General features: G+C 36.2%; 37 protein-coding genes and 1 pseudogene. 37 read left to right on the plus strand and 1 reads right to left on the minus strand.

Annotated elements, in window-relative coordinates; translation table 11 throughout:
• Positions 1 to 4: 4 nt before the first annotated feature.
• From LKE46_RS01695 to LKE46_RS01755, 13 genes are all read left to right on the plus strand, one after another.
• Positions 5 to 880, plus strand: a complete 876-nt coding sequence (locus LKE46_RS01695; protein ID WP_291717824.1) for a DNA cytosine methyltransferase — start codon at positions 5 to 7, stop codon at positions 878 to 880.
• A gap of 4 nt (positions 881 to 884) precedes the next feature.
• On the plus strand, positions 885 to 1,103 hold the full coding sequence (locus tag LKE46_RS01700) for a double zinc ribbon domain-containing protein (protein WP_291717826.1): 219 nt from the start codon (positions 885 to 887) through the stop codon (positions 1,101 to 1,103).
• A 15-nt stretch (positions 1,104 to 1,118) separates the two neighbouring features.
• On the plus strand, positions 1,119 to 1,535 hold the full coding sequence (locus LKE46_RS01705) for a DUF1064 domain-containing protein (RefSeq protein ID WP_291717828.1): 417 nt from the start codon (positions 1,119 to 1,121) through the stop codon (positions 1,533 to 1,535).
• Positions 1,532 to 1,948: a hypothetical protein gene (locus LKE46_RS01710; RefSeq protein ID WP_291717830.1), complete on the plus strand. Its 417-nt coding sequence runs from the start codon at positions 1,532 to 1,534 to the stop codon at positions 1,946 to 1,948. Before LKE46_RS01705 ends, LKE46_RS01710 begins: the two co-directional genes overlap by 4 nt.
• Before the next feature lie 12 nt (positions 1,949 to 1,960).
• On the plus strand, positions 1,961 to 2,122 hold the full coding sequence (locus tag LKE46_RS01715) for a hypothetical protein (RefSeq protein WP_291717833.1): 162 nt from the start codon (positions 1,961 to 1,963) through the stop codon (positions 2,120 to 2,122).
• Entirely contained in the window at positions 2,115 to 2,354 is a 240-nt protein-coding gene (locus LKE46_RS01720) for a hypothetical protein (RefSeq protein ID WP_291717835.1), read from the plus strand. Before LKE46_RS01715 ends, LKE46_RS01720 begins: the two co-directional genes overlap by 8 nt.
• Positions 2,355 to 2,377: 23 nt before the next feature.
• Positions 2,378 to 2,653 carry a hypothetical protein gene (locus LKE46_RS01725; RefSeq protein ID WP_291717837.1) on the plus strand — a complete coding sequence of 92 codons (276 nt, stop codon included), beginning with the start codon at positions 2,378 to 2,380 and terminating at the stop codon, positions 2,651 to 2,653.
• A gap of 188 nt (positions 2,654 to 2,841) precedes the next feature.
• On the plus strand, positions 2,842 to 2,976 hold the full coding sequence (locus LKE46_RS01730) for a flavoprotein (protein ID WP_291717839.1): 135 nt from the start codon (positions 2,842 to 2,844) through the stop codon (positions 2,974 to 2,976).
• Positions 2,969 to 3,124, plus strand: coding sequence for a hypothetical protein (locus LKE46_RS01735; RefSeq protein WP_291717841.1), 156 nt, complete (start codon positions 2,969 to 2,971; stop codon positions 3,122 to 3,124). The genes LKE46_RS01730 and LKE46_RS01735 overlap by 8 nt, the downstream gene beginning before the upstream one ends.
• Before the next feature lie 11 nt (positions 3,125 to 3,135).
• Complete coding sequence (locus LKE46_RS01740) at positions 3,136 to 3,276, plus strand: hypothetical protein (RefSeq protein ID WP_291717843.1); 141 nt, start codon at positions 3,136 to 3,138, stop codon at positions 3,274 to 3,276.
• Between the two features lie 33 nt (positions 3,277 to 3,309).
• The gene (locus LKE46_RS01745; protein ID WP_291717845.1) at positions 3,310 to 3,858 is read left to right on the plus strand and encodes a hypothetical protein; all 549 of its coding nucleotides are present in this window, start codon (positions 3,310 to 3,312) and stop codon (positions 3,856 to 3,858) included.
• Positions 3,859 to 4,509: 651 nt separating this feature from the next.
• Positions 4,510 to 4,662: a hypothetical protein gene (locus LKE46_RS01750; protein WP_291717847.1), complete on the plus strand. Its 153-nt coding sequence runs from the start codon at positions 4,510 to 4,512 to the stop codon at positions 4,660 to 4,662.
• On the plus strand, positions 4,634 to 4,933 hold the full coding sequence (locus LKE46_RS01755; RefSeq protein WP_291717849.1) for a hypothetical protein: 300 nt from the start codon (positions 4,634 to 4,636) through the stop codon (positions 4,931 to 4,933). The genes LKE46_RS01750 and LKE46_RS01755 overlap by 29 nt, the downstream gene beginning before the upstream one ends.
• Before the next feature lie 29 nt (positions 4,934 to 4,962).
• Here the strand turns inward: LKE46_RS01755 and LKE46_RS01760 are convergent, their stop codons facing one another.
• The gene (locus LKE46_RS01760) at positions 4,963 to 5,133 is read right to left on the minus strand and encodes a hypothetical protein (protein WP_291717851.1); all 171 of its coding nucleotides are present in this window, start codon (positions 5,131 to 5,133) and stop codon (positions 4,963 to 4,965) included.
• Between the two features lie 130 nt (positions 5,134 to 5,263).
• On the opposite strand from LKE46_RS01760, the gene LKE46_RS01765 reads away from it, so the two are divergent.
• The 24 genes and pseudogenes from LKE46_RS01765 (at position 5,264) to LKE46_RS01880 (ending at position 25,648) form a co-directional block, all read left to right on the plus strand.
• Positions 5,264 to 6,037: a hypothetical protein gene (locus tag LKE46_RS01765; protein ID WP_291717852.1), complete on the plus strand. Its 774-nt coding sequence runs from the start codon at positions 5,264 to 5,266 to the stop codon at positions 6,035 to 6,037.
• 64 nt (positions 6,038 to 6,101) lie between these two features.
• On the plus strand, positions 6,102 to 6,761 hold the full coding sequence (locus LKE46_RS01770; RefSeq protein ID WP_291717854.1) for a hypothetical protein: 660 nt from the start codon (positions 6,102 to 6,104) through the stop codon (positions 6,759 to 6,761).
• Positions 6,762 to 6,863: 102 nt separating this feature from the next.
• The gene (gene terS / locus LKE46_RS01775; protein WP_291717856.1) at positions 6,864 to 7,601 is read left to right on the plus strand and encodes a phage terminase small subunit; all 738 of its coding nucleotides are present in this window, start codon (positions 6,864 to 6,866) and stop codon (positions 7,599 to 7,601) included.
• Complete coding sequence (locus LKE46_RS01780) at positions 7,601 to 8,953, plus strand: PBSX family phage terminase large subunit (RefSeq protein ID WP_291717858.1); 1,353 nt, start codon at positions 7,601 to 7,603, stop codon at positions 8,951 to 8,953. The genes terS and LKE46_RS01780 overlap by 1 nt, the downstream gene beginning before the upstream one ends.
• On the plus strand, positions 8,953 to 10,473 hold the full coding sequence (locus tag LKE46_RS01785) for a phage portal protein (RefSeq protein ID WP_291717860.1): 1,521 nt from the start codon (positions 8,953 to 8,955) through the stop codon (positions 10,471 to 10,473). Before LKE46_RS01780 ends, LKE46_RS01785 begins: the two co-directional genes overlap by 1 nt.
• 2 nt (positions 10,474 to 10,475) lie before the next feature.
• Entirely contained in the window at positions 10,476 to 11,903 is a 1,428-nt protein-coding gene (locus LKE46_RS01790; protein ID WP_291717862.1) for a hypothetical protein, read from the plus strand.
• A complete protein-coding gene (locus tag LKE46_RS01795; RefSeq protein ID WP_291717864.1) occupies positions 11,893 to 12,192 on the plus strand; it encodes a hypothetical protein in 300 nt (99 codons plus the stop codon). Before LKE46_RS01790 ends, LKE46_RS01795 begins: the two co-directional genes overlap by 11 nt.
• Before the next feature lie 61 nt (positions 12,193 to 12,253).
• The gene (locus tag LKE46_RS01800; RefSeq protein WP_291717866.1) at positions 12,254 to 12,610 is read left to right on the plus strand and encodes a hypothetical protein; all 357 of its coding nucleotides are present in this window, start codon (positions 12,254 to 12,256) and stop codon (positions 12,608 to 12,610) included.
• A gap of 40 nt (positions 12,611 to 12,650) precedes the next feature.
• Positions 12,651 to 12,899: pseudogene (locus tag LKE46_RS17775) on the plus strand (hypothetical protein); the annotation flags it as partial.
• 384 nt (positions 12,900 to 13,283) lie between these two features.
• On the plus strand, positions 13,284 to 13,901 hold the full coding sequence (locus tag LKE46_RS01810; protein WP_291717870.1) for a phage scaffolding protein: 618 nt from the start codon (positions 13,284 to 13,286) through the stop codon (positions 13,899 to 13,901).
• A gap of 22 nt (positions 13,902 to 13,923) precedes the next feature.
• Positions 13,924 to 14,316, plus strand: a complete 393-nt coding sequence (locus LKE46_RS01815) for a hypothetical protein (RefSeq protein WP_291717872.1) — start codon at positions 13,924 to 13,926, stop codon at positions 14,314 to 14,316.
• A gap of 17 nt (positions 14,317 to 14,333) precedes the next feature.
• Complete coding sequence (locus LKE46_RS01820; RefSeq protein ID WP_291717874.1) at positions 14,334 to 15,383, plus strand: major capsid protein; 1,050 nt, start codon at positions 14,334 to 14,336, stop codon at positions 15,381 to 15,383.
• Positions 15,384 to 15,440: 57 nt separating this feature from the next.
• Positions 15,441 to 15,668: a hypothetical protein gene (locus LKE46_RS01825; RefSeq protein WP_291717876.1), complete on the plus strand. Its 228-nt coding sequence runs from the start codon at positions 15,441 to 15,443 to the stop codon at positions 15,666 to 15,668.
• A gap of 2 nt (positions 15,669 to 15,670) precedes the next feature.
• Positions 15,671 to 15,991, plus strand: a complete 321-nt coding sequence (locus LKE46_RS01830; RefSeq protein ID WP_291717878.1) for a hypothetical protein — start codon at positions 15,671 to 15,673, stop codon at positions 15,989 to 15,991.
• The gene (locus LKE46_RS01835; protein ID WP_291717881.1) at positions 15,991 to 16,380 is read left to right on the plus strand and encodes a hypothetical protein; all 390 of its coding nucleotides are present in this window, start codon (positions 15,991 to 15,993) and stop codon (positions 16,378 to 16,380) included. The genes LKE46_RS01830 and LKE46_RS01835 overlap by 1 nt, the downstream gene beginning before the upstream one ends.
• 21 nt (positions 16,381 to 16,401) lie before the next feature.
• The gene (locus LKE46_RS01840; RefSeq protein WP_291717883.1) at positions 16,402 to 16,827 is read left to right on the plus strand and encodes a hypothetical protein; all 426 of its coding nucleotides are present in this window, start codon (positions 16,402 to 16,404) and stop codon (positions 16,825 to 16,827) included.
• A 2-nt stretch (positions 16,828 to 16,829) separates the two neighbouring features.
• Complete coding sequence (locus tag LKE46_RS01845) at positions 16,830 to 17,660, plus strand: hypothetical protein (RefSeq protein WP_291717885.1); 831 nt, start codon at positions 16,830 to 16,832, stop codon at positions 17,658 to 17,660.
• 4 nt (positions 17,661 to 17,664) lie between these two features.
• Positions 17,665 to 17,835, plus strand: a complete 171-nt coding sequence (locus LKE46_RS01850; RefSeq protein ID WP_291717887.1) for a hypothetical protein — start codon at positions 17,665 to 17,667, stop codon at positions 17,833 to 17,835.
• A 1-nt stretch (position 17,836) separates the two neighbouring features.
• Complete coding sequence (locus tag LKE46_RS01855) at positions 17,837 to 18,457, plus strand: phage tail sheath N-terminal beta-sandwich domain-containing protein (RefSeq protein WP_291717889.1); 621 nt, start codon at positions 17,837 to 17,839, stop codon at positions 18,455 to 18,457.
• Positions 18,458 to 18,475: 18 nt separating this feature from the next.
• On the plus strand, positions 18,476 to 18,967 hold the full coding sequence (locus LKE46_RS01860) for a collagen-like protein (RefSeq protein WP_291717891.1): 492 nt from the start codon (positions 18,476 to 18,478) through the stop codon (positions 18,965 to 18,967).
• A gap of 29 nt (positions 18,968 to 18,996) precedes the next feature.
• A complete protein-coding gene (locus LKE46_RS01865) occupies positions 18,997 to 19,854 on the plus strand; it encodes a phage tail sheath subtilisin-like domain-containing protein (RefSeq protein ID WP_291717893.1) in 858 nt (285 codons plus the stop codon).
• A gap of 12 nt (positions 19,855 to 19,866) precedes the next feature.
• Entirely contained in the window at positions 19,867 to 20,277 is a 411-nt protein-coding gene (locus LKE46_RS01870) for a phage tail tube protein (protein ID WP_291717894.1), read from the plus strand.
• A gap of 78 nt (positions 20,278 to 20,355) precedes the next feature.
• A complete protein-coding gene (locus LKE46_RS01875) occupies positions 20,356 to 20,811 on the plus strand; it encodes a phage tail assembly chaperone (RefSeq protein ID WP_291717896.1) in 456 nt (151 codons plus the stop codon).
• A gap of 154 nt (positions 20,812 to 20,965) precedes the next feature.
• A complete protein-coding gene (locus LKE46_RS01880) occupies positions 20,966 to 25,648 on the plus strand; it encodes a tape measure protein (protein WP_291717898.1) in 4,683 nt (1,560 codons plus the stop codon).
• The last annotated feature ends 9 nt before the right edge of the window (positions 25,649 to 25,657 follow it).

Consider the following 25,657-nt stretch of genomic DNA (forward strand, 5'->3'; position numbering starts at 1 on the left):
TCGAATGTTAACACATTTTAGCTTGTTTACAGGGATAGGAGGTATAGATCTTGCGGCGGAATGGGCTGGATTCAAGACAATTGGCCAATGTGAATTTGCCGATTATCCAACCAAAGTACTTGAAAAACATTGGCCAGATGTGCCGAAATGGAGGGATGTAAGAGATGTCACAGCTGAGTCTGTTAGAGAAAAAGGAATACGAGACATCACGGTTTTATCAGCAGGATTTCCGTGCCAGCCTCACAGCGTTGCAGGAAAGCATAAGGCATCTGGCGATGAACGTAATTTGTGGCCTGAAACAGCAGAAAGGATTCGCATTCTTAAACCAAAATGGTTCCTGGGTGAAAATGTACCAGGGCTACTGTCAAGTGAGGATGGACGGTTCTTTGGAGGAATTCTCAGGGACATGGCCAAGATGGGGTACAGTGTCGGATGGTGCTGCTATGGAGCAAACAGAGTTGGAGCTCCACACAAAAGGGAAAGGATATTCATTATTGCCTACTCCAACAGCAACGGACTTCAAAGGGTGGAGGACTCCGGAAGCATCAAAGAAAGCAGGGAGAACGGCAAAAAACAATTTGAGAGATTTTATAAGGAATTTTTATGCGACTCCTACAGCGTCCCAGAATTTCAAGCCTATACGGGCATTGACACCGTCAGAAAAAAACGGGACTCATGGGAAGGTACTTCCAGGAAGTATAGGAGAAAAGCATCCAGAACTTATTGGGAGATATCCGAATCCCCGGTTCTTGGAGTGGATGATGGGATTCCCAACAGGGTGGACAGAAGTATAGCTTTGGGAAATACAGTGGTACCGCAGCAAGTATATCCCATATTGAAAGCTGTTGCAGATGCTGAAAATTTGATAAATAGCAGGTGATTAAATGAATTACAAATCTAAATATTCAACAGTATTCGAGTGTCCACATTGTGGCCACAAAAATAAAATGCCTTGTAACTTTTGTGCCAAGTGTGGAAAGAAATTGATTGAAGATAGATGCTTGCATTGCTGGAGAAACAGCAAGAAAGTTGTGAAAAGCACTGCTAAAAGCTGTGATGAATGCAACATAAATAAATTTTCTCCTGCAGGATTTCACATGTAGAGAGGTGAGGGCAACATGAGAAGTAAATACAATGCCAAGAAAATCATTGCGGATGGCATAACCTTTGATAGTAAAGATGAAGCAAAATACTATGAATACCTTAAACATCTTAAAGCATATGGGATGATAGAAAACTTTGAGTTACAGCCTAAGTTTACACTGATACCAAAGTTCAAATATAAGGGCAAAACAGAAAGAGCTGCCACATATACGTTAGATTTTTTAGTGTATAACCTTGATGGCACGGAGACTTATATTGACGTGAAGGGATATGGCACACAGCAGGGAGAGTTCAAATTCAAGCTATTGAAATCACTGCATCCGGACATGGACTTTAGGTGGGTAGCAATGTCATTAAAATATGGAGATAGATATGGATGGATTGAATATAGTGATCTTCAGAAAAAGAGAAGGGAGAATAAAAGAAAATGAAAAAAGTGAATGAAAAGGTTGATTTATCAAAGAAGGTTTTAGCTGTAAACATAGATAGTCCGGTATTCCAACCCGTTATTGATAGCTTGAATGAGCAAATAATTGAAGTTATAAAGAAAGTCTATAATGGAGAATTTGAAAGTGGAGATATAGCTTTAAAACTTACATTGTCAACTCCTACAGAATACAAGCAATTCCCTGCTGAAAATGACATTGGAGAACCTACCGTTGAGGAATATAAATATAAGGCGCTTCAATTTAACCATAGTATAACCACTACACTAAAGAAAGTAGATAAAGAGAATGGTAGGTATTGGGGAGAGAAGGAACTTAAAAAAGATGATTTTGGGAATTTTATTGAGGCACCTATAGAAGATCCACAATTAAGCATGTTTGACAAAGCTAATTGTTAGGGGGAATAGACAATGTTGATGCAGGAGTTCTACAGACAGAGAATTGCCATGCTAGAAAATGAAATTGAGAAAGCTGAGTTTGATGGAGATTTCAAGAAAGTTGCCAAGCTGATGGGAGAAAAGTCCAGGTGGGAAGATAGGGCAAGGAAGGATGGAGTTGAGATAGATGCTTGATACTGCGACGGTAACATTATCGTATAAGGAATTCAAAGAACTGCTGGATAAGGTAGAAAAGGCAGATAGAATATTGCAAGAGCATGACACAAAAGAATCTGAGTTGGATTTAAGCTTTGAGAGATATATGGCATTTAAAACTATATTGAGGAATGAACACGATCCAGATATTCCTTCATATGAGCAGTGGAAAAAGGAATTGATAGATGCACATAGAGATGGATTTGTTTAGATTAATGTGGAAGAAGGGCAAAAATGGAAGATTATAAATATTCTTTAGATATCATGAGGCAGGAACTAAAAAGCAAGTGGATTTGTCCAGAGATTAAATATGCTTTTAAGACAAGTGTGGAAGCTTTGGAAAAGCAGATACCTCAGAGTCCAACTCACTTGACAGCCGATAAGGATATTAAAATTGGAAGCTTTGTATTTCACAAGGGTGCCAAGATTTATAGCTGTAAGTGTAGAGAATGGGTAGGGTACAAGGATCCATTTTGTAAACATTGTGGACAAAGATTAAAGTGGGATTAGTTAGCAAAATTACTACCAAAACAAAAGCCAAGGATTTCACTCCTTGGCGCAATGTTATTTGGTATAGGAACTATGAAAGAAACTAAACACTGGGGATTTATCATCTCCATGTGAATAGTATGTGCAGAAATCAAATAATTATACATGGAAAATCTTAAAAAGTAGGTGGTGAAATGACAAATATAATTGTGGTACCGTATAAAAATTTCAAAGAGAAAATCAGGATAACCAAGAGATTCGAGAGAAAATACCACATAGAGGATTTGGCAGAAGATGCAGTGTGCGGCGTTTTGTATATGGAGAGGAAGTTGCTAAATGAATGAACTAACTTGTAGAGAAAAGGCTATTTTGACATACCAGATTTGGCAGAAAAGGAAGGCTAAGAAAGCGAAAAAGAAGGAGAATATGATATTTGAAGTTGTGGACATGGCTGTAAACAGGTGCAGGAAGATGAACCATTCTGTTAAGTAGGGAGGGAAGGTATGCAGGAATTAAACAGGATTGATAGTTTGAAGCTTGCTTTGAGATACAGCACTTCAGAGAAGCACAGGAAGTCATTACAGAAGAGGATAGCTGAAATCGAGAATAAAAGAAAATGTGATGTGCAGCAAAGTTTTTTATAGACATAAGTAATAAATAGGTGGGAGGCTGATAGTATGGAGAATAAGATAGATTATGAGGAAGCTGTAAAAATCGGAGTAAGAGAAGGAATAAAATATATAAAGGAGCAGGAGTATTACAAGACCAAAAGAAGATATGACAGGAGGTTAAGGAATACCAGGCTGCTTCTTAAACATTACAGAGATTTAAAAGTTCATAATGGGCTTGCAGATAGTTCTATTAATAGAATTCATGATAAAAATGCAATAGATGTATTAGATGAAATAGATCCTATAGATGATGAGGAACAGTACGCACAAGCTTTGACAAGAACTAAAATAAGAACTTCAATCATAATCGGACATATAAATAAGGCGATGAAATATTATGAGGCCATATGTAAAAATGATGGCAATGTAAAAGAGAGAAGATTTAATATTATTAAATATATTTATATAGATCCAGTTGAGGACAATATACCTCCTACCTATGAAGAAACATCAGAACATTTTAACCTTAATGTCAGAACAGTAGGAAGGGATGTGAGAAGTGCTATTGAGGATTTGAGCATATTATTTTTTGGAATAGACGGAATAAAACTATAGAAAAATGTCCTTGTCAAAATGCTATCAAACTCAATAATAGAGCCAAAGTAATAAAAATTTCAGGCATAAAAAGTGTCCTTTTTAGTGTCCTTGACGTGCCTTTTATAATATTGTAATCTGATATTGTGTAAAGTTGTAACTTTTGATAAGTCTATGGCTCCAGGATAAAATGGGGCCACCAATACGGGAAACCGTAAATAAAATAAATTCCTATATATTGTGTATCGGCACCTGACGTATTGTTGGGTGTCATTATATTTAACCTGTGGTTAATATGTTCTTAACAGCACAAAGATAAAATAATAATCGAAGTTGTAATTCAGATAAGTTTAATATAATAGTTCCCTATACACAAATAAGCATTTTGAGCCAGCCCCTCAGGTGCTTATTTTGTTACAAATAATTAATGGATATGACATTAAATTGCAATAAATGACCTGTAAAATGATAAATATAGTAAGAGATATCTTAAAAATAATAGTCCCCCTATTATTTGAATAAGAAAGTGTCTGCGGTTGCAGGGCACGATAAACTTAAGTGCAACCACCACTGGACAATAATTTTATATGTCTCCTTTAAATAAGCATCCGTTATTTTGGGTGCTTATTTTGCGTGGAGAAAAGTTTGGAGTGATAAACTTGAAACGTGATGATGAATATTATACAAAGCTGTATTACAGTGATTTTGAAGAATATTGCAGGAAGTGTCCTAATAGGAAAGAGAGAAGGATATGTTCCTGCAGGTGTAAGAGTAGTATTTGTAGATATGTTCTGGAATGAAGGTGAGGATATTGAGCCATCCTGAAATCATAAAAATTGGTGGGATAGATTATAATATTAGATTGGTTGATACATGTGACGAAGACGATCTAAACATTGACGGTAAAATAATTTTTGACAAACAAGAAATTAGAATTAAAAAAGGGTTAGAAAAGCAGTATGGAGAAAGCATTCTATTACATGAAATAATACATGGTATATTTGAATTTTGTGGATGGGAGCAGAATGAGGAGAATGTAACAAGGTTGTCAAATGCTTTATATCAGGTATTGAGGGACAATAATATTTTTAAATAAAGGTGGCTGGCTAGACTATTTAATATATATTATTTTTCTTTACGTACACCTTTAAAAGGTTTAGAACTTGAAGTTTTGTTATTTTTAAATCTACCAGTTTTTGAGTCTCTTTCAACCCAAGAATCAGTTTTAGAATTATGAGTTTGTGAACGCTGCTTTACTGCACCTTTACGGTATCCATCACCTGTATTGCCAGCCATAGTAACCATCTCCAATAATAGTCAACCACCTTCTAATACCAATATTCAACATTTTATGTTAAATTCCTGCTAATTTGGGAGGAATTTTGGAGATTACGGCGAATATATGGGGTATTAAGGAGGGATGAATTTGAGTAGAAATAAAAGAACTGCCAATATAAATTGGATAACTATAGGTATATATTTAACAATAATCATATTGATTTCTTTAATTATATATGGATTACTTTTTTTAAACTTTCCACCATCTCCAAATGGTACATCAAATACAGACTGGCTTCAATTTTGGGGAAGTTATATAGGGGGAGTTATTGGAGGAATGACTACTCTAGGTGGTGTATACTATACACTAAAACATCAAGATAATGATAAAGATGATAATGAGGATTTTCAATCAGAAATGAAGAGATTAGAAGTTATACCGTGTTTAGATAATCAATCATTAGAAGATCACTCATTTAGTAGAGATTATAATTTGCCATCAGGATATTTAATTTTTTATGATTCTACTATGGATAATCGATTTACAGAAGGAGTTTGTTTTATAAATAGAATTGAAACGCAATTTATGGATCAAATTATAGATGTTTTTAAGTTAAAAATTACTAATATAGGATTAGGTCCATGCATAGGAGTTAAAATAGATTTTTATAGAGATGATAAATTAATTCTGGAGAATATTCAGCCGCAATTTGGAATGGCTGTTGGAGCTTCAAATATTATTGCACTTACATTTATTGAGTATCCTATAGGCAAATATAAACTTGTATTTACAACAAACGATGTATATATGAAAAATAGTTATAAACAAGAGCTTGAATTTGAATACATGAGTAGATACAATGAGGATAATAATGAAGACGAATATGGAGTAGCTGTTAATGCCATTACGAAGCCTTCTTAACGGTTAATGTAAGATTAATTTTAATAAAAATATAGATTTTAAATTTAGGAGAGATTATTAGGCAATGAATAAAATCAAAAAATTTATTAGAAAAAATAAATGTCTGTCAATTGGTGCCATAATTTCTTTCTGTATAATCTTTTTATATAGATTAACTGATTCATGCCCAGATATATTGTGGGGATTGGGTGACTTTATATTTAAACTATCTTCAGATTTAGGATTAGCATATTTTGGTAGCTTTATTTTTTATATAATTCAAGTTTATATACCAAGAGAGGATGAATTATATAAGATTAATCAATGTATAAAAATACCTATTGATGAAATAATAAATGGTACTAAAAGAATAACGATAGAATTGGACTTGAATAAGAAATTTTGTGATATATCTGATGAGTCAACAATATATACTGGTAAAAACGTAATAAAAGAAGAGTATTTTAATTATATATTTAGATATATTGAAGAAATAAATATAAATTCACAAAGTGTATTTGTGTTAGCAAAATTTTTAGATAGTGATTTAATTCTGGCGCTTAATGGGATAGTTAATTCAAAATATTTTTATTATTTTAGGCAACAATACGATAATAGATATGATAAAAGTTGTCGATCACTTTATATCAAAACATACAAAAATGAAATGATCGAGTGTTACAAAAATGTAATAATACTTGAGAATTATGCAAGAAAAAATAGCTTTAAAATAGATAGAAAATAAAAGTAATAAATCAAAAAGTACTCTGTTATGAGTGCTTTATGTATAGCTTTAAGTTTTACATATTCAAAACAAACAAGGCAACTAGCAACGAGGTGGTGATGGATGAATGAAGCAAGAGCGCCGGATGTAAAGGAGCAGGCTAAATATGATTATTTAAATGGGATGAAATATAAAGATTTAGCAGAAAAATATAATGTTAGTTTAAATACGATAAAGTCCTGGGTAAAAAGATATAATTGGTCTAAGGAGAAAAAAGAAAGGGGTGCACACAAAAATAAAAAGGGTGCACCCTATAATAATAAAAATGCGAAAGGTCATGGAGCTCCAGCAAAGAACAAAAACGCTGAAACGCATGGCTTTTTTTCTAAGATTTTTCCACCTGAAACAATAGATATAGTGGAGGATATTATGGTTAAAGATCCATTGGATATGCTGTGGGAAAATATAATAATTCAGTATACGGCCATAGCAAGGTCCCAGAGAATTATGGATGTTACTGAAAAATCAGAAATGATTAAGGAACTCAAAAGATCCAAGGTCAAGACCAAGGACAGAAGTACACAGAAAACTTCCACCAATGAATCAGAGAAGGAGTATGAATATGAGTTTCAATTTGCTTGGGATAGACAGGCTACATTCTTGAAAGCACAGAGTAGAGCTATGTCTGAATTAAGAAGTCTTATCAAGCAGTATGATGAAATGCTTCACAATAATTGGGATAAGGCTACAGAGGAGCAGAAACTTAGGATTGAGAAACTCAGAGTTGAAGTAGATAAAGTCAAGAATCCTGACAAAGATAAGCCTATAGAAATTATGATAAAGAGAAAAAGTGATGAATAATGCTTATAGAAAAAGAAGTAAATCCAAGCTTTGAAGATTTTATTTTTAACTGGGATTATAAATTCTATTTTTTAGTTGGAGGTTATGGATCGTCAAAGAGTTATCATGTGGCCTTAAAATTGATCCTGAAACTGCTCCAAGAGAAAAGAACTGCACTTGTAGTAAGAGAAGTATTTGATACTATAAGGGACAGTTGTTATTCCCTTTTAGAGGAAATAGTAATTGATATGGGCCTTGATGATAGAATCAAGTTCACAGCTTCGCCAATGCAGGTTAAATTCCCCAATGGGTCTAAGATAATATTTAAGGGAATGGATAAACCTTCAAAGCTTAAGTCTATAAATAATGTTTCCATAGTATGGATAGAGGAATGTTCAGAGGTAAAATATGCAGGATTTAAGGAACTTCTAGGCCGTTTGAGGCATCCAAGCCTATCATTGCATATGATACTTTCAACCAATCCTGTATCGAAAGATAATTGGACATACAAGCATTTTTTTAAAGATGAAAAGAAGAAAATATTCACACTTGATGATGAGGAACTCTATAAAAAAAGAATAGTTGTAAGAAGCAACACATATTATCATCATTCACTTGCAGATGATAATTTATTTTTGCCCAAAAGCTATATACAGCAGCTTGATGAACTGAAAACATATGACCCTGATTTATACAGAATAGCCAGGAGAGGCAGATTTGGGGTAAATGGCAGGAGAGTACTTCCACAATTTGAAGTTGCTCCACATTATGCAGTGCTTCAAGCTATAGGTAATATAAAAAATCCAATCAGGAGAGTTGGCATGGATTTTGGTTTTGAAACTTCATACAATGCTATTGTAAGAACGTGTATTGATGATGATAAAAAGATACTTTATATCTACTGGGAGTATTATAAAAATCAAATGACAGACGATAGAACTGCAATTGAGATAGCGGAATTTAAAGACACCCAGGAACAAATAAATGCGGATTCAGCTGAACCTAAGACAATTAAATATTATAGACAGCAGGGTTTTAATATTAGAGGAGCTAAAAAATTTCAAGGCTCTAGGCTTCAGAATACTAAGAAGGTAAAGAGGTTTAAAAAAATAATTTGTTCCTCAAATTGCACCAATACTATAGCAGAGCTTAAAGATTTAACCTATGCTGTAGACAAGAATGAAGAGATTATAGAGGATGAATTTAATATTGATCCACATACATTTTCAGCTATATGGTATGGCCTTGATGGGTATGAGGTTGCTGATATAAAAGAGAAAAAATACGCAGACAGTGTTTACAACAAAGGCAAGGGTGTTGTTAAAAATGCACCTGTAGATCCTTATGGAAGGAAAGGAGGCGTGGTGTTCTAGTGGAAAGCAGCGAAGAAAGACAGGCTAAATCAATAAGAGATACATTGTTGAATCTACCCGGTAATGAGTTAGAGGAAAGAATAAGAGTAAGAAAAGACTATATTTTTTATAAAGGCAAATCCATAGATTTGGGAATGGCTAAACATGTACCAATATTATATGGGCAAAATTGGCCGGTGGATGATAACTGTGATTACAAGCCCACACAGGATATAAGGAATAAGATCAAACCGCTACTCCGGAAGCAGGCACGCTGGATGTTTGGGGTAAGGCCTACTTTAAAATTCAAACCCGACAATAAAGAAGACAGAGAAAAGTGTGAAGAACTTAGAAAATTTATTGAGGATGTATTGGATGATAACTCCTTCTGGCCGACAACTAAAAAGGCATTTTTAGAGTCATCGGTTAAAAAAAGAGTTTTGCTTAGGGTAGAAGCAAACCCTAATTCTCCACTGGTCATTAAATATGAATCAATAGAGAATTTCTATTACAAGGAGAAAAACGGGAAGCTTTTGTATGTTGTGTTCTTTGAAGAAGATGAGGAGAATGTATATAAAGAGTCCGATACAGAGAAGTTCTATTACCTCCATACTTATTATTACAAATTTACAGAAGGTGGGGAAAAGCAGGCATGGTATAAAAAAGAAACATATAAGAATTCAGATCTTCAGGAGAATATGACAATAGAAGTTGATACTGGATTTTCAACTATTCCATGCTGGTTGATAAAAAATGGCGGAGAATTAAATAATTCGTTTGGTGAATCTGATGTAGAGGAATTAATGGATATACAGAATCAATACAACAGGACTGTTAGTGATTTCAGGGATGCATTGAGATTTCAGATGTTTGGTGCTGAAGTTGTTATTGATGGAAATGAAGATGATGTCAACAAATTTACAATAGCTCCTGGTGCACTTCATGCAGTAAAGACAAATAATAGTGCATCCGATAACGGCAAACAGGCGGTAGTTCAAAGGATGGAGTATACAATGGGTAACAATGCAGCTGTTGAAGCCTATCTTGAAAGGGCTGAAGCAGATATGAATTTTACTATGGATATGCCCAAATTGAAGGATCTGAACAATATTCCAAGCGCAAAGGCTATGGGATATCTTTATAATGATTTGATTTCCAGGTGTGAAGAAAAATGGAATGATTGGACTCCGGCTTTTTTAGGACTTTTTGAATTTATAAAGGAAGTTGGGGAAGTGTGTTATCTGGGAAAGTATGATAAATCATGGAATCAATTGAAGTATAGTACCTTGTTTGAGCATAACTATCCTCTGCCGAGTGATGATGAAGCAAAGAAAACGCTGGCAATGAGTGAAGTCGATAGTGGAGTAAGATCTCACCAGTCTTACATCAAGGATTACTCAGACACAGAAAATGCCGAGGATGAATGGAATGAAATACTTAAAGAGAAATCACAGTTGACTAATTCAGAGGATTCATTTACTGAAGGTCTGAACAGTGAATTAAACAATGGCGTTGATAACAATTTGAATATTGGTGAATAATTATGAATGAATATGAAAAGATGATTCTTGATGCTAGAAAACAATTTGCATCCTTGAACTTTGAACAGGAAAAAGAACTTTTTAATATTTACAAAGATGTTGGAAACAAGCTGATTGGTGAAATTTTAAGTATGCCTCAATCCAGAACCAGGTACCATAAAATAGAGCAATATAAAATAATTAATGAATACAGGACAGAGCTTTATTATAATCTCAATAAAACAATTAAAAATAATGTATACAAAAGTTCTGATATACAGAAAGGTGTGCAGCTTAGTTTTGTAGACATTATTTCACCTGATAAAGCTACCAATGAAGCTCTGAAAAGGACTATAACAAAGGTATCAAGCAATGCGGTAAAACAGCTTATATCAGGCAGTTATTACAAGGATGGCAAGACTTTAAGTAAGAGGCTTTGGAATATAACAGGCGACAATGGCAGTAAAATAGATAAAATCATAAAGACCAATATTGCCAAAGGAGCCAATGTTAAAGAACTTGCAGCAGAGCTTGACAAATATGTTAATCCGAAGAACAGGATAACAGCTAAAAGTTTCAAGGCAGGAATCACCAATAAAGTATCTTACCAAGCTCAAAGGCTGGCGAGGACCTCAATTACACATGCCCAAACTGAGACCTTAATACAAAATGCAATAAGAAATCCATTTTGTAAAGGACTCAAGTGGAATTTAAGCCCCAGCCATTTTATGCGCATGCATGGCAGAAGGGATATATGTGACGAATATAACAGGAAGGTGTTTGCACCAGAGGATTTGCCACTGCAGCATCCTAATTGTTTATGCTATATGACAGAAGTGATTGAGGAATTAGACAAGTGTGTTGAAACCATGAAGGATTGGAGTAAAGATAGGGCCAATCCGGGAATTAAGTCTAATATAGATAATTGGGTTCAAAGCGAAAAGTACCCAGGTGTTGAAGCTAAGGGAAGTTATGACTCCCAAACTGGCAAAATCAATATTCAGGTTCGAGAGGTTAAATCTAATGTTAATAATGTCAATGCTGCGGAATTAGAAAAAATACAAAATTATAAACCTCCGTTAGCTAAAAGGCACAGGCTTCAATCAATAGGTAAAAATTCTAATCCAAAGGATAAGACTACAATAATACTTCCATATGTTGATTACAACAAGGATATTGAAGATATAAAGAAAGGATTGTATAATAAAGTAAATGATACTTTTGAAGTCAATGGAAGGGTATATGGTTGCCATAGTAACAGGTTCTATCCAATAAGTGGTGATGGATTTGTAACATTAGATAGAAATGAATATAAAGTATTAATTAAAATGAAAACAGAAAGTAAAAACCCGAGACTTAAAGAATTTTTAATAAGAATGGGAGCCACAGAAGAAATGATTCAAAAAATATCAAGTATTTTGAAGGTAGGTGAAGAAGACAATGGATACTAGAGAGCTTTTTAGTAAAAGAAAATTAACGGATGATGAATTGATAAGAGCAGCAGTAAAAGTATTAAAAGTTGAAACTAAAGATGTGTTAATAGTTAATGAAGTTAATGACTGGTTAAAAAGAGATAAGCAATCCGTTGTTTTCGAGTATACTGGATTCCTTGATAAAGAAGATACAGATGATTATATTGGATATTACTATTATAGTATTTATTTCTATAAAGATAAATTTTTAGGTAAACTAAAGCAACTAGAAAAAGAATTTAATACAGAAGTTATTGTTACCATTTAAAAGCACTTACTAAAAGAAAATAGTGAGTGCTTTTATTATATCCAAAATTAAGGAGGTAGAAATGAAAGATTATTTAATCTGGTTGAATGGTGGAAATAGCCTAGGCGGTACTGCAGAAGAAAATGAATTGATAAAGCTCAAAGAAAACTATAAAAAGGCTGAAAGCGGAAAACAGGCTGATAATTATGTATGTTATGAACTTAAAGATACAGATGGAGTCACTTATGTAAATTTATTTAATATACAGGCTATAGCAATTACCGAGTGTACTGGGAATAAAGATATTGGTTTTTCACCGTATAAATCTGCAAGAGAGGCTGAAATATATTATGGGCCTCAAATAAATACCAATAAGTGTGTAAGAGAGTTTGCTAAACGATTAAAAGACGCACTTGAAACAACAAGAATAAATAATTAAGATTTTATAAATCCATTTGGAAACAAGGAGGATTGGGCAAATGGGGAAGTATAAAAAGAAGCCAGTTGTAATTGAAGCCGTACAATTTCTAGACACAGCAGAGAGCTTGGATAAATTAAGTGATTTTATGGGGCAAATGAGAGTAAGTTATAAGAATCCAGATAAACCGGTAATTCCAATATCTACATTAGAAGGTACCATGTATGCCAGTGTTGGGGACTACATTATAAAAGGTGTAAATGGTGAATTCTATCCATGCAAGCAGGATATATTCAAGAAGACATATGAATCTCCGTCTATTACTGTAAATGATATCGCTGAAAATGATGATATACTAAATACCTTAAATGAGATGAACAGCTTACATAGCGAAATTTTTAATGATATTACGAAAATATATTTCCATTATGACATTAGCAATAGGCATCTGGGTGGACTTGTTCAAATTATAAAAGATGGTGAAGAGAAGAACATAACTTTATCCGGGGAAGATGCAGAAGAATTAACTGTAAGGTTGTGTACAGAATTTGGTGTACCATGGGAAACAATCAGTGAATTTGACATGACTTTAGAATCAGATACAATACCAATTTTTAATATTAAATTATATCCAATCAGAGTAAAACCTTAGAAATAAGGCTTTTTATTTTGTAAAAAGTGAGGAGGAACTGAAATGGCAAAATTAAAGGAAATCATAGGGGAAGCCCTATATAATCAGCTTCCAGCTGATAAGCAGAAAGAATATGAAAACAAGGATTATGAAGACATATCTGGCGGAGCTTATATCCCTAAAGATAAATTTGAACAGGTAAACGGGCAGGCTAAAGAATACAAAAAGCAAGTGTCAGAAAGGGATACTCAAATTACCAAACTTAAGGATGAATTTAAAGATACTGAGGGTTTAAAGGAAAAAGTTGAAAAACTGGAATCAGATAATAAAACTCAAAAAGAAACATATGAAAAACAGCTGGGAGATATTGCTTTTAATAATGCTTTAGAAAAAGGCTTAGGTGCCTATAGCGTTAAGGATAAGAAGTTAGTTATGGCACTTATTGATAAGGATAAGCTTAAGGTTGATGGAGATAACATCATAGGACTAAAAGAACAAATAGAGCCACTCCAGAAGTCACATGAGTATTTGTTTGAGAAAGAAATCAATGGAACAGGATCATTCGATACTGGAGGTGGCTCAGATGGGAATAAACCAGTAAAAAGCAATTTTGCAACGGAGTTGGGTAAGAAGAAAGCTGAAATTTTAAAGGCCAAAGGGCTGGAGGATTTCGCTAAATAATAAAAAGGAGATGTGAAAAGTAATGAGACAATCAAGCTATACAATTGGTGCAAAACAAAATAAATTGAGATTAATTGCAGGGGATCATTTTATATCACTTCCATTAAAGGTTAGAAAAGGTGATGTGGCCACGTTACTTGATACCAATGAAGTATTAACAGCAGGTACTCTGATAACTAAAGATGGAAAGCCAGTTACATCAACTACTACAACTACAGATGTATGGGGAGTCGTGTATCAGGATGTAAGCTTCAAAGGTTCCATGTCACCTACGGCAAATGCTGATGATGCTACGGAAGTAGTGCCGGTGTTTGTCCATGGTGCCTTATATGAATCAGCAGTTAAATTCAATGCAGATGAAGCTATAAAGGAAATTGAAAAATCTGCTTTGAAATTAATTATTTTTGGAGAATAGAAGGAGGAATTTGACTAATGAATTTAAGCGATTATATAAGTTCAAAGAATATTGCACTTTACATTAAAGAACTGCCGGCAGAATCTACAGTCGACAAAGTATTGTTTCCGGATAAAAAAGTAACCGGCACAAAACTTGAAATGGCAAAAGGGGCTAAGAAAAAGGCAGTTGCACTTAGAATGAGTACCTTTGATGCAGCAACCAAGATGAGGGCGTTAAGTGCAGACTTGAATGTCAAATCTACTGAAATACCTTTCTTTAAAGAGGGCATGGGTATTGACGAGACAACAAGAAGAGATCTGCAGAATGCGATTGGAGCTAACAATGAAAACTTTGTAAATGCATTACTAGGCCAAGTATTTGAGAATTATTCAAACCTGATAGATGGTGCAAATATAACTGCCAAGAAAATGAGAGCCAGTGTAATTCAAAATGGAGTGTTAAATTTTACTTCAAAAGATGGTGATATAGTAGTTGATTATGGCGTTCCTGAGAATCACAGGGAAGTTTTAACTGCTGATGATAAATGGACAAATCCTGATGCCGATATAGTGGGTGATGTAAAAGCATTTCAGAAAGCTATAACAGATGACCATTATGCAAAACCAACAGTGCTGCTTTTAACAGAGAAGACGTTTGACAGTACATTTTTAATAAACACTGTAATTACCAACCACATTAAGAACAGTAATCTGAATACCTCCCTAATTTTATCACAGGCTAATTACGTACAATTTGCCAAGGAAGTTCTTGGATTGACGGTTATTTTTCTAGAGGATACTACTTACAATCCAGAGGAGGGTGCAGATGCAATTCCATATTATGCAGATGGGAAGATAACTCTTATGAGTGGAACAACCCTCGGAAACACTGTCTATGGGACAACACCGGAGGAATTTGACAAGCAGTCGGGATCATCCAAGCTGGATACTTATATAGTTGATACGGGAATTGCAGTTACAACAATGGTAAAAGAAGATCCAGTAACAGTAGATACAAAGGTATCTGTAATGCCTATAGTCAGCTTTGACAGGGCAGATGAGGTATTCTTTGCAACAGTATATTAATTAGAGTAGTCAAATGAGGCTGCTCTTTAATTCTATTAAGAAAGGATGGTTTAAGAAATGGCTAAAAAAGATACAAGTACCACAGAGAAGACATTCAAGGCAAAGGCAAGACAATTTATCAAATATAATGGTGAGTATTTAAAAGAAGGACAGGAATTTGATGTTAAAGAATCTGATGTAACAGAATTAGGCAGATATGCCGATATAGAAATTCCAAAGGAAGCTGAAACTCCTCCGGTTAATCCAGCCGGTAAAGAAGGAGAAGGAGTAAAGGCAGGTGTATAGTTATGACATTTACACCTTTGGAAATATTGAAAGTAAATCTTAATGAAAGCCAGTATCCAATATTTTCAGATGAAGAACTTCAAAATCTGCTTGAGGTTAATGATAATAATGTTCTCAAAGCAAGCTGGAGAGGCTGCTTGATGAAGGCAAATACAGACAAAAGCATAAAAGTGGGTTCTGTAGAAATAGAAAACGCAGATCCGGATTATTGGAATAATTTAGCCGGTATTTATGAAGCTGACTATTTAGAGGAAAAAGCCGAACTTAATCCAATTGTAGATACAGGATATAAAACTTCCATGAGAAGGGCGGATGGTTGCTGATGGCCAGGATAAATCCGAACAAAATTATAAATGCAATCAACAAAGCAATAGCTGTGAATCCCACTGATATAACATTTACTATGACTGTAAAAAAAGAGGTGGATGGTGCCTTTGAAAATGAAACTGTTGATAAGACTATAATGGTGTTGATTTATATTGGTACCAGCACTAATTCAGTAAATATTAGTATAAATTCAGGTGTTCAAGGTATTTCATATACCAGCAGGTATAAAATGATTGCAGATAAGGATGCAGGATTGGATGTTAAACCAACACAGTCAATTAAATTTACAAGTAATGGTGACAAATTCGAGATAAAAGCTGTATATCCTATAATAATGAGTGATACAATCTGCGGATATGAATGTGACCTGGATCGTATAGATTAACTCATGCAAGGATGTGATTTTATGGGAACAAAGATTAATGATTTTATAGAACATAAATTAAATGGGATGCAGGGATTGCTTGACAATAAGATAAGACCATTATTGGTTAATGAAGCCAAATCAAAGGCTTATTGGAAGGATAGAAGTGGAGATGCTAGAAGAGGTTTGAAAGGTGGAGTGGAAGTTGAAGGCAGAAAATATACCTTATACTTGGCTCACAGCGAAGAATATGGACAATGGTTGGAGGAAGGTACTGGAATATATGGACCAATGCATAGACCTATAGTGCCGGTAAATAAAAAAGTTCTGAGTTGGCTTGATGAAGATGGAAAAAGGCATTTTGCTAAGAAAGTAAAAGGAATGAAACCTATGTCAATTCTAAGAGATACTCTGGAAAAGAATAAAAATAATGTAGCCAATGAAATAATCAGGTATTGGAGTGAATAGATATGAGGTCAGGAATAAGGCAAAAATTAATAGACAGCATCCCAGAACTTAATAATAAATGTTATGAACCAAATGTCCCGACAAAAGATACTCCAAAACCCTATGCAGTAGTATTACAGGGTGATGATACTGATAATGGAGAGGTAGTTGGATTCAAGAGGACCATAGAAGTATGGCTGTATGAAGAGAGGACTACTTTTAAGAATCTTGATTCATTAAGTGACAAAGTCATAAAAGCATTGGATATGCAGGTTATAGAAGATGCAAAGACAAATGAGACATTTACCTGTATATTTGGTGGAACCATAGGGCAGGATACTGTGGATCTGGAATGGGATGCCATAGCAAGGGGCTTGAAGTTTACTGTTATAGCACTGCATGAAGATGACGAATCTCCAGTAGATCCATGGATTGAAGCTGTATCCAGTTATATAACCAGTCTTACAAGCTTGCAAGTATATACGGACTACTGGAGGAAGAACTTTGCTGTGCCGTCTGTGCTTTGTAGGATACTAAAGGTTGAACCCGCACCGGCAACGTTTGGGGCTAATAAAATATTGAAGACCATACGGTGCCACTTTATAACTAGAAACAAGGGCGAAGCCAACAACTATATTTCTACTGTAGAAAATGAACTGATCCAGGATACAAAAATACCTTTGGATATAGCTGATAGAAGATATCTGACAATATCTAGCATAAGAGAAGATAGAGAAGCAGATCCACTTACAGTGGGTCAACTCAGTGTGGATTTTTTTAGATTGGAAAGCATTAAGAGAAAAAATATTCCTGTCATGAATAAAATCTCTGGCAGGGGAACGATAAAGGAGTGATAATATGGCAGATGTAAAATATCCTGTTGAAGATTTGATTGAAAACAGCAAGGCACTTACCGGCCACAGCAAAGAGGCGGCAGTTGGTGCTTTATTTAATTGCAAGGAGAAGGAACTTACAAAGAGTGACTTTAAAAAGTTGATAGATACATTTCTAAAAAGGAAGGTGAAGTAATATGGGTACAGGAACATGGAGCGAAACACAAAAACCAAGCATACCTGGAATGTACAACAGGTTTATGTGGGCAGCAGAAAATACACTGGCACAGGGCACTAACGGTATTGTTGCCATGCCGGTTAAATCCAATTGGGGACCAGTTGGAGAGGCTGTCTCTGTTGCAAGCCTTACTGATCTTAAAAACAAATTTGGTTCAAACATGAACTTGACAGCGTACAGACTTGGAAGATTGATACTTTTGGGACAGCCGAAGGAATTACTTCTGTATAGATTGGCAGATGAAAATGCAAAGGTTGCAAGCATTGTTTTAAAAGATGATGATGGTAAGGATGCTATAAAGCTTGAAACCTTATATCCTACAACAAGGGCTTTTAACATATCTGTAAAACCAAACATAGTAGACGAATCAATGCTTGATATAACTCTTTATGAAGGTACTGAGCAGATACATGTATTCAAAGTCTCAGGAAGTATTGATGATATTATAAATGCCATAAACAGCAATGAGGAAAATGTATGGATAAAAGCTTCTAAAGTAGAATCTGGAACATCAGAATCAGGAACGTCGGAGCCTGTAACCGGATCGGCAACAACTGGCCAAACTGTTGTGGGTAAATAAAAAAGGAGTGATGTCTAAATGGCTTATGAAAAACAGACGTGGGGAACCTATGAATGGGATAATTCAAAAAGTGATGAAGAAAATCTGACTGCAGCAGAAGCAGCAAACGCCCTTATTACAAAGGAAAAGTTGGATCATATAGAAGATGGCATTTTAAACAACGCTGGTACAGCCGGTGTCAGAGGAAATACAATACGAATAACAAGTGCAGATCCAGGGGCTACTGAAGGATTTATAAATGGAGATTTAACAATAAATGGTGTATCATTTCACCTATTTGAATTTACAGATGGAGCATGGGTGGATAAAGGTTCTTTGAAAGGTGATACTGGTGAAGCAGGACCGGCAGGAGCCAAAGGAGATAAGGGAGACAAAGGCGATACTGGTGCAACAGGAGCACATGTAACAGCTATTGCATTGACGGCGGATGCAGAAGGGAAGATAACTGGCGGTACAGCTACATTGAGCGACGACAGTACGGTTGAGATTACGGTAACGACAGCATCGTAAGTAAAATTTAAAGTAAAGGAGAGTTTATTATGGCAGAAATAGCTAGTATAGTAAATCAGCCACTTACAGGTGGGAACAATGGTACTGACAATATAACCAATGAGGATTATATGAATGCCATGTCCGCCTTTGAGGGCTATAAAATAGACGGATTTACCCTGGACGGTGTAAGTGATGCGGCACTTCAAGCAGCAGCTCAAGCGTGGGTGGACAAGAATAAAACCAATGGTGCAAATATATTATGCTTTATGGGTGCAGCAAAAGATACTGACATAGATTTGGTAAATACCCAGTCAAAAGCATTTAATGATGAGGCTATTACAAACGTAGGAACCAGTGGAATCTATGAAGGTATTGAATATTCACCTGGAGAGGTTGCTTGTTATATAGTGGGGCTTGCTGTAAGCAAGGGGATAAAGGAAAGTATTTGCAATGCCAGCACTATATTTGAAGATGTAAGCCCCAAGTTGAGCAGGACGCAGGTTGAAGCAGCACTTGCAGCAGGTACGCTTGTGCTCGTCAACGAGCAGCAGAATGTAATAGTTGTAGATGATGTTAATACATTAAAGAAAATTAGTGAAGGGCAGAGCGAAGCCATGGGGTATATAAGGGCAGTTAAATTCCTGTATACCGTAGATGCAGATACAAGTGCAAAGAGAAGCGACTTTATAGGATTGAACAATGATGATTCAGGGCAAAAAGTTGTTATATCTGCTTTGAAGAAATACTTTGAGACATTACAGGGTGACGGAGTTATAGGAGATTTTGCCGTCGAAATAGACAAAGAACTTCAGGCAAATGCAAAGTCAGATGAGTTCTATTGGAAGTGGAACGCTGTTTATATCAATATCATGAAAAAAATATTCGGTACGGGATATGTACAATAGGAGGGATAAAGTATGCCTTTAGATGCAAGCAGAATTGTAGATGGCTCTTTTGGTAGAGTTTATAAAGATGGAGTTGAGCAGACACAGGTTCAGGAATGCACTGCGGATGTTGATTTAGATGTAAAAGAAGTTAATGTTCTTGGGGACCGTTGGACAAGACATAAGGGAGGGACCTTAAAAGGTTCAGGAACTATAAAAGGCTATAAGGTAACAAGTGATATGATAAGAAACGGATTCAAAAGGTTTGAATTGATTACTCAGCTGGATGATCCTGAAGCATATGGTGCTGAATCAGTAAGATTAATGAATTGCATGACAAGCAAATTGCAATTGGTAAATCTTAAAGCCAATGACCTTATAGATGAGGAAACTCCATTTACTTTTGAAGGATATGAGCTTTTAGACTTTATAGAAGCAGATTAAGTAAAGTCCACTGGATGAATAAATCTGGTGGACTTGTTTTATAAAAATATAAAAATTAATAATTGGGAGGATTTTAAAATGAATACAGAAAGAATTGAAAATATGAGTGATGATGAAGCAATAGAAACTCTTTTAGGTGTGGGTAAATTGCCAACAAAAACGGTTGTTATACCGAGGTTGGGAATACCTGTTAAGATTCAAGCGCTTACAGGTAAACAGATAATACAGATAAGGAAGAACAATACGCGTAAAGTTAAAATAGAAGGTACGCGTCTTAAAGAAGATAAACTTGATGATGACAATTTTAACGCCGGAATAATTGAGAGAGCTACACTCTCCCCGAAATGGAACGATCCTAAGTTACTGGATAAATTTAAATCCAGCAGTGGTAAAGACGTTATTAAAAGGCTTCTTCTTGCAGGAGAAATGGATTCTCTTGAAGAACAGATATTCGATTTAAGTGGATACAATGATGGAATTGAGGATATAGAAGATATAAAAAACTCATCAAGTCCAGATACAGACTTAGATTAATAAATTTCCTGTGGGTAAGGCATCATTTAAAATTCAGGGAATTTTATGAAATGCCACCCGAAGAACAAAAGTTGTATCTGGCCAGTGCCGAACTTGAGAAGGAAGCAGAGGAAAAGTTAAGGAAGAAATGATAACGGGGGAGGAGGTGGAATAGTTGGCTGAAAGAGAAATATATCACTTGGACCTGGTCATTGACATCAAAGGTGATTCTGAAACGAGGAAAAAATTAAGTGCCATGGACAGGTATTTCGAGCAGACACAGAAGAAGGCAAGAATACTTGATAAAATGTCTGCATCACCCAGTGTAAAAATAACTGACAGGGCCACCAGCAGGATTGAAAAAATAAATTCATCTTTGAACAGAATAAATAAAATGGTAGCCTCCCCTACTATAAAAATCAAGGATAAGATATCTGGTGAATTAAGCATAATAAGGGGAGGAATAAACAAGACAATAGCAGCGGCCACGTCACTTGAGGGTGCACTTTTGGGTGTTGGCGGTGCCTGGGCAGGAGTAATAAAGCCAATGCAAATAGCTGGAGATTTTGAGCAGACACAGATGGCTTTTACAACAATGTTGAAAAGTGCACAAAAGGCAAATTCATTTTTATCTCAGGCCCAAAACATGGCAAATAAGACACCTTTTGAGTTTCCACAATTAGCTGATGCAAGTAAGAAGATGCTTGCTTTTGGATGGAACGTTAAGAGCATACTTCCTGATTTAACAACAATAGGAGATGCTGCTTCCGGATTGGGATTAGGTGCTGACGGGATAAATCAGATTACTCTAGCTCTTGGACAGATGAAAGCAAAAGGTAGAGTACAAGGTGACGAGATGCTTCAATTAACGGAAGCTGGCATACCTGCCACTAAAATACTCCAGGAGCAACTTGGATTGACTGCAAAACAGGTTGCCAATATAGGTGATGCAGGGATAAGTTCAGATAAGGCCATACGTGCACTGCTCACAGGTATGAATAAGAGATTCGGTGGAATGATGCAGAACCAGGCTAAAACTGCACTTGGTCTTATGTCCACATTGAAGGATACCTTTGAAAACAAATTGATGAATCCATGGGGACAAGGATTATGGAGTGGAATAAAGCCCGGATTAACAAAAGTCACTGACTGGTTGGACAAAAATGATAAGAAAGTTACTGAACTTGGTAATTTGTTTAAAAAAGCAGGACATAACGTAAGTTCATTCATAGGTGGAGGACTTGAAAGTGCACAGCGAAGACTGGACAGATTGATGAACAGCAGCCAGTGGAAGAATGCTGATCTTGGGGGAAAGATAACTCTTACATGGGATAAAGTGATTGCCGAACCATTCTCAAGTTGGTGGAATGGATCTGGCAGACCGAAGATAAACAAGGTTGCAGGAGGTATTGGATCTGCCATTGGTGGGACCATAGGCGGAGGGATTACTTCCTTCCTTGATGCACTTGGGGGCAAGGATAGCAGTAAGACCGGTGGTGCAGGTACAACAGCAGGTACAGCCTTTACGAATGGTTTCCTGCAGGCTTTTGATACTGGCAAGATAGTAGATAAATTGATATCCTCTTTTAAAAACGCCAATTTGAATGCTTTAAAAGATCCTAGTGGTAGTAATGTTGCCAAGGCTGGAATAATGGACTATATACTGTTTAGTTCCCTTGGGGGTGCAGCACTTTTAAAAGGTGGATTTAAGCTTGGCAAGGGTGCATTTAAATTCGGTAAATGGGCTTTTGGGAAAGAAGGAACTAAAACTGCTGAAAGTGCTGCCGAAAAAATGGCAGGAAGTGCAGGATCGGCTGCCCAAAAGGCTTCTAAAGCACGCAAAGGTTCAACCAGACCTTTTTCAAAGGAGATTGATGAGCTAAAGTCTAATATTGCAAATGCTAAAAAAGGAGTTGAAACTGCAGGTAAAAATGTAAATGATAAATCAAAAGCATATGCTACTGCCAGACAAGCATTTAAGGAAGCAAGAAATACTAAAACTTCTTCTGAACTTACCAATGCTGCAAAAGCCTTTAGAAAAGCTGCGGATACATCAAACGCAGCTGAAAAGTTGAGAAAGTCGACACAGAGCGAATTAAACAAGTCCATAAAAGATTATAAGAACCTTATGGCAAAAGTAGCAAATGTAAAAAATAGTGGTGCCTCAGTTCCGAAATCATTGTCAAAACAAGCAGATGAAGCCAGGGCAAGAATAGATAGCGTACGAGAAAAAGCTAAAAGTGCAGGGCAAAATGCAGCAAGAAAAAAAGAAACATATAGCAAAGCCAGGGATACATTTAAGGCTGCTAGAAGTGTTGGCAATGATTCTAATTTAAAGAAGACAACGTCTGATTTTAGAAAAGCCGTTAACGAATCCCAAAATGCGGAAAAAGCAAGAAAAGAAGCCCAAGAGAAGTTAAATAAGACCATAAAAGAGTATAATGATTTTATAAAAAAATCAAAAAATACAGCTAAAGAAGCTATTCCTAAAGCAGTAGAAAATTCAAGCAGGGCATCAAAATTCTTTAAGTTTGCAGGCAAGGGTATAAAAGGCATTCCTATTGTTGGAGGAGCACTTACTCTTGCAGGAGCAGGGCTTGATATATTAACATCTTCCGACAAGAAAAGGGGTGCTTTTGGTGCTGCCGGCAATATTGCAGGTGGACTTGCTGGAGCAAAGGCAGGTGCTGCCGTTGGCTCTATATTTGGTCCCGTAGGAACTGGAGTTGGTGGAATAGCGGGAGGTATAGCAGGTTCAATCGGTGGAGAAAAGGCTTTAGACTGGATCTATGATAAAACAGGACCCGCCACTAAATATCTACAGGATAAGTTTGGTGATGCTAAGAAATCTATTGAGAATAAATGGTCAAATACTAAAACTTGGTTTGGAACAAATGTCGGGACTCCTCTTAAAAACGGGGCAATAAACACTATAAATTTCACCGTTGGAGTTTTTTCAATGGGTAAGGAGGCTGTGCAAAGGAAATGGGCTCCAGTTGGTAGATGGCTTGATTCTAATGTATTTACACCTATAAAGGGGTATGCTTCTCAAGCCGGAGCATGGATCGCCCAGAAATTCGGTTCAGCTAAATCGTGGGCTCAATCTCACTGGTCAAGTTTTTCAGGGTGGTGGAGTACTAATGTTGGAACTCCAGTTAGCAACGCTGCTTCAAGAGCTGGAGCATGGATTGGACAAAGATTCGGTGCTGCCAAGGATGCGGCTCATACTGCATGGACAGGTTTCTCCGGCTGGTGGAGTAAGAATATTGGAGAGCCTACGAAAAGTGTTGCAACTGACGTAGGAAAATGGATAGGTGATAAACTTAGTGGCGCTAGAAAATCGGTAGAAACAGTATGGTCTGATTTTTCAAGTTGGTTTAAGGAGCATATAGGCGGACCTGCTTATGCACTATTAGAAAAAATTATGACAAAAGGGGAACAAACGACGGGATTAACTCCTTCTAATAGTAGGAAAAACGGTAAAAACCATGCTAATGGGGGTATCGTAACGGGTCCAGAATTCAGCCTTATTGGAGAAGCTGGATATGAAGCTATAATCCCACTTTCACCTAATAGAAGAAACCGAGGACTGCAGTTATGGCAACAGGCAGGGAAAATGCTTGGTGTAAGAATGTTTGCCAACGGTGGCATTGTTGGTGGTTCTACTGGTGGAGCAAAAGTTGCAAAAGCTACTGCAAATGTGTCAACTTCCATAGCTTTAGGAGACAATGCTTTATCTCAGTTTAAGCAGTATGGCAACAAGATAAATACCAATTTAAGCACAGGGATAGATCAGACAAGGCAGATACCAAATAACTCCATAAACAAGGTTGCTGCTACGTCAAAGGGAATTTTAAATAATTTTGCACAGAAGGGACATATCTATGGAATTGCAGTAAATAATGATATAGCAGCAGGTATACGATCCAATATGGGTAATGTCACAGGCATGGTTAAAACTCTTACAGACAAGGTAATAACACAGTTCAAGAATGGTTTTGGAATACATTCTCCAAGCAGGGTGTTCTATAAATTAGCACAGTATATTCCACAAGGATTTATAAATGGATTGACTTCCAAGGACATGGGAGGATTTATAAAGAATTGGATTGGTGATATAACATCTACAGCAGGCGGTGCTATGAGTGGCAATGTATCCGGATGGTTGAGTTCTGCATTAGCTATAACGGGTACTCCCATGAACTGGTTATCTGGATTGTTGAGGCTGGTGCAGGCTGAAAGTGGTGGAAATCCAATGGCTGTAAATCCGCAAGCTGTTAATGGAGAACATGCCACTGGATTGTTACAGACATTAGGTTCTACGTTCAGGCAGTATGCAGTAAAGGGATTGGATAACATCTTGAATCCTATTGCAAACGCAGCAGCAGCCATAAACTATATAAAATCTACTTATGGGAGTGTGTATAATACACCACTGTTCAAGGGCGGAAGCTATGTAGGTTATGCAACTGGCACAGACAACGCAAAACCAGGACTTGCCAGAATAAATGAAAGAGGATGGGAGTTTGTGGACTTTACCGGAGGAGAGAAAGTACTTAATCATAATAAATCTGTAAACCTCATGGAGAAGACAGCAAATTCAATAAAAAGGGTAAGAAATGCCATGATGGCACTGGCAAGAAGAGATACCAAGAGCGAAAGCGTTCCAGAAGATAACTCTAATCCAATGTATTATACCTCACAGCCGCAGATGGCTGTATCTGGTGGATATGGTGATGTTAATGTAGATGTCCAAAATAACTTCAGCGATAGCACAGATGTAGACGGGATAGTAGAAAAGGCAACTGTGGAATTTGCTAGAAAGTTAAAGGCAGCCTTGCTGAATAAGAAAAAATAAGGAGTGAAA

Source organism: Clostridium sp., from assembly GCF_022482905.1.
GTDB lineage: Bacteria > Bacillota > Clostridia > Clostridiales > Clostridiaceae > Clostridium_B.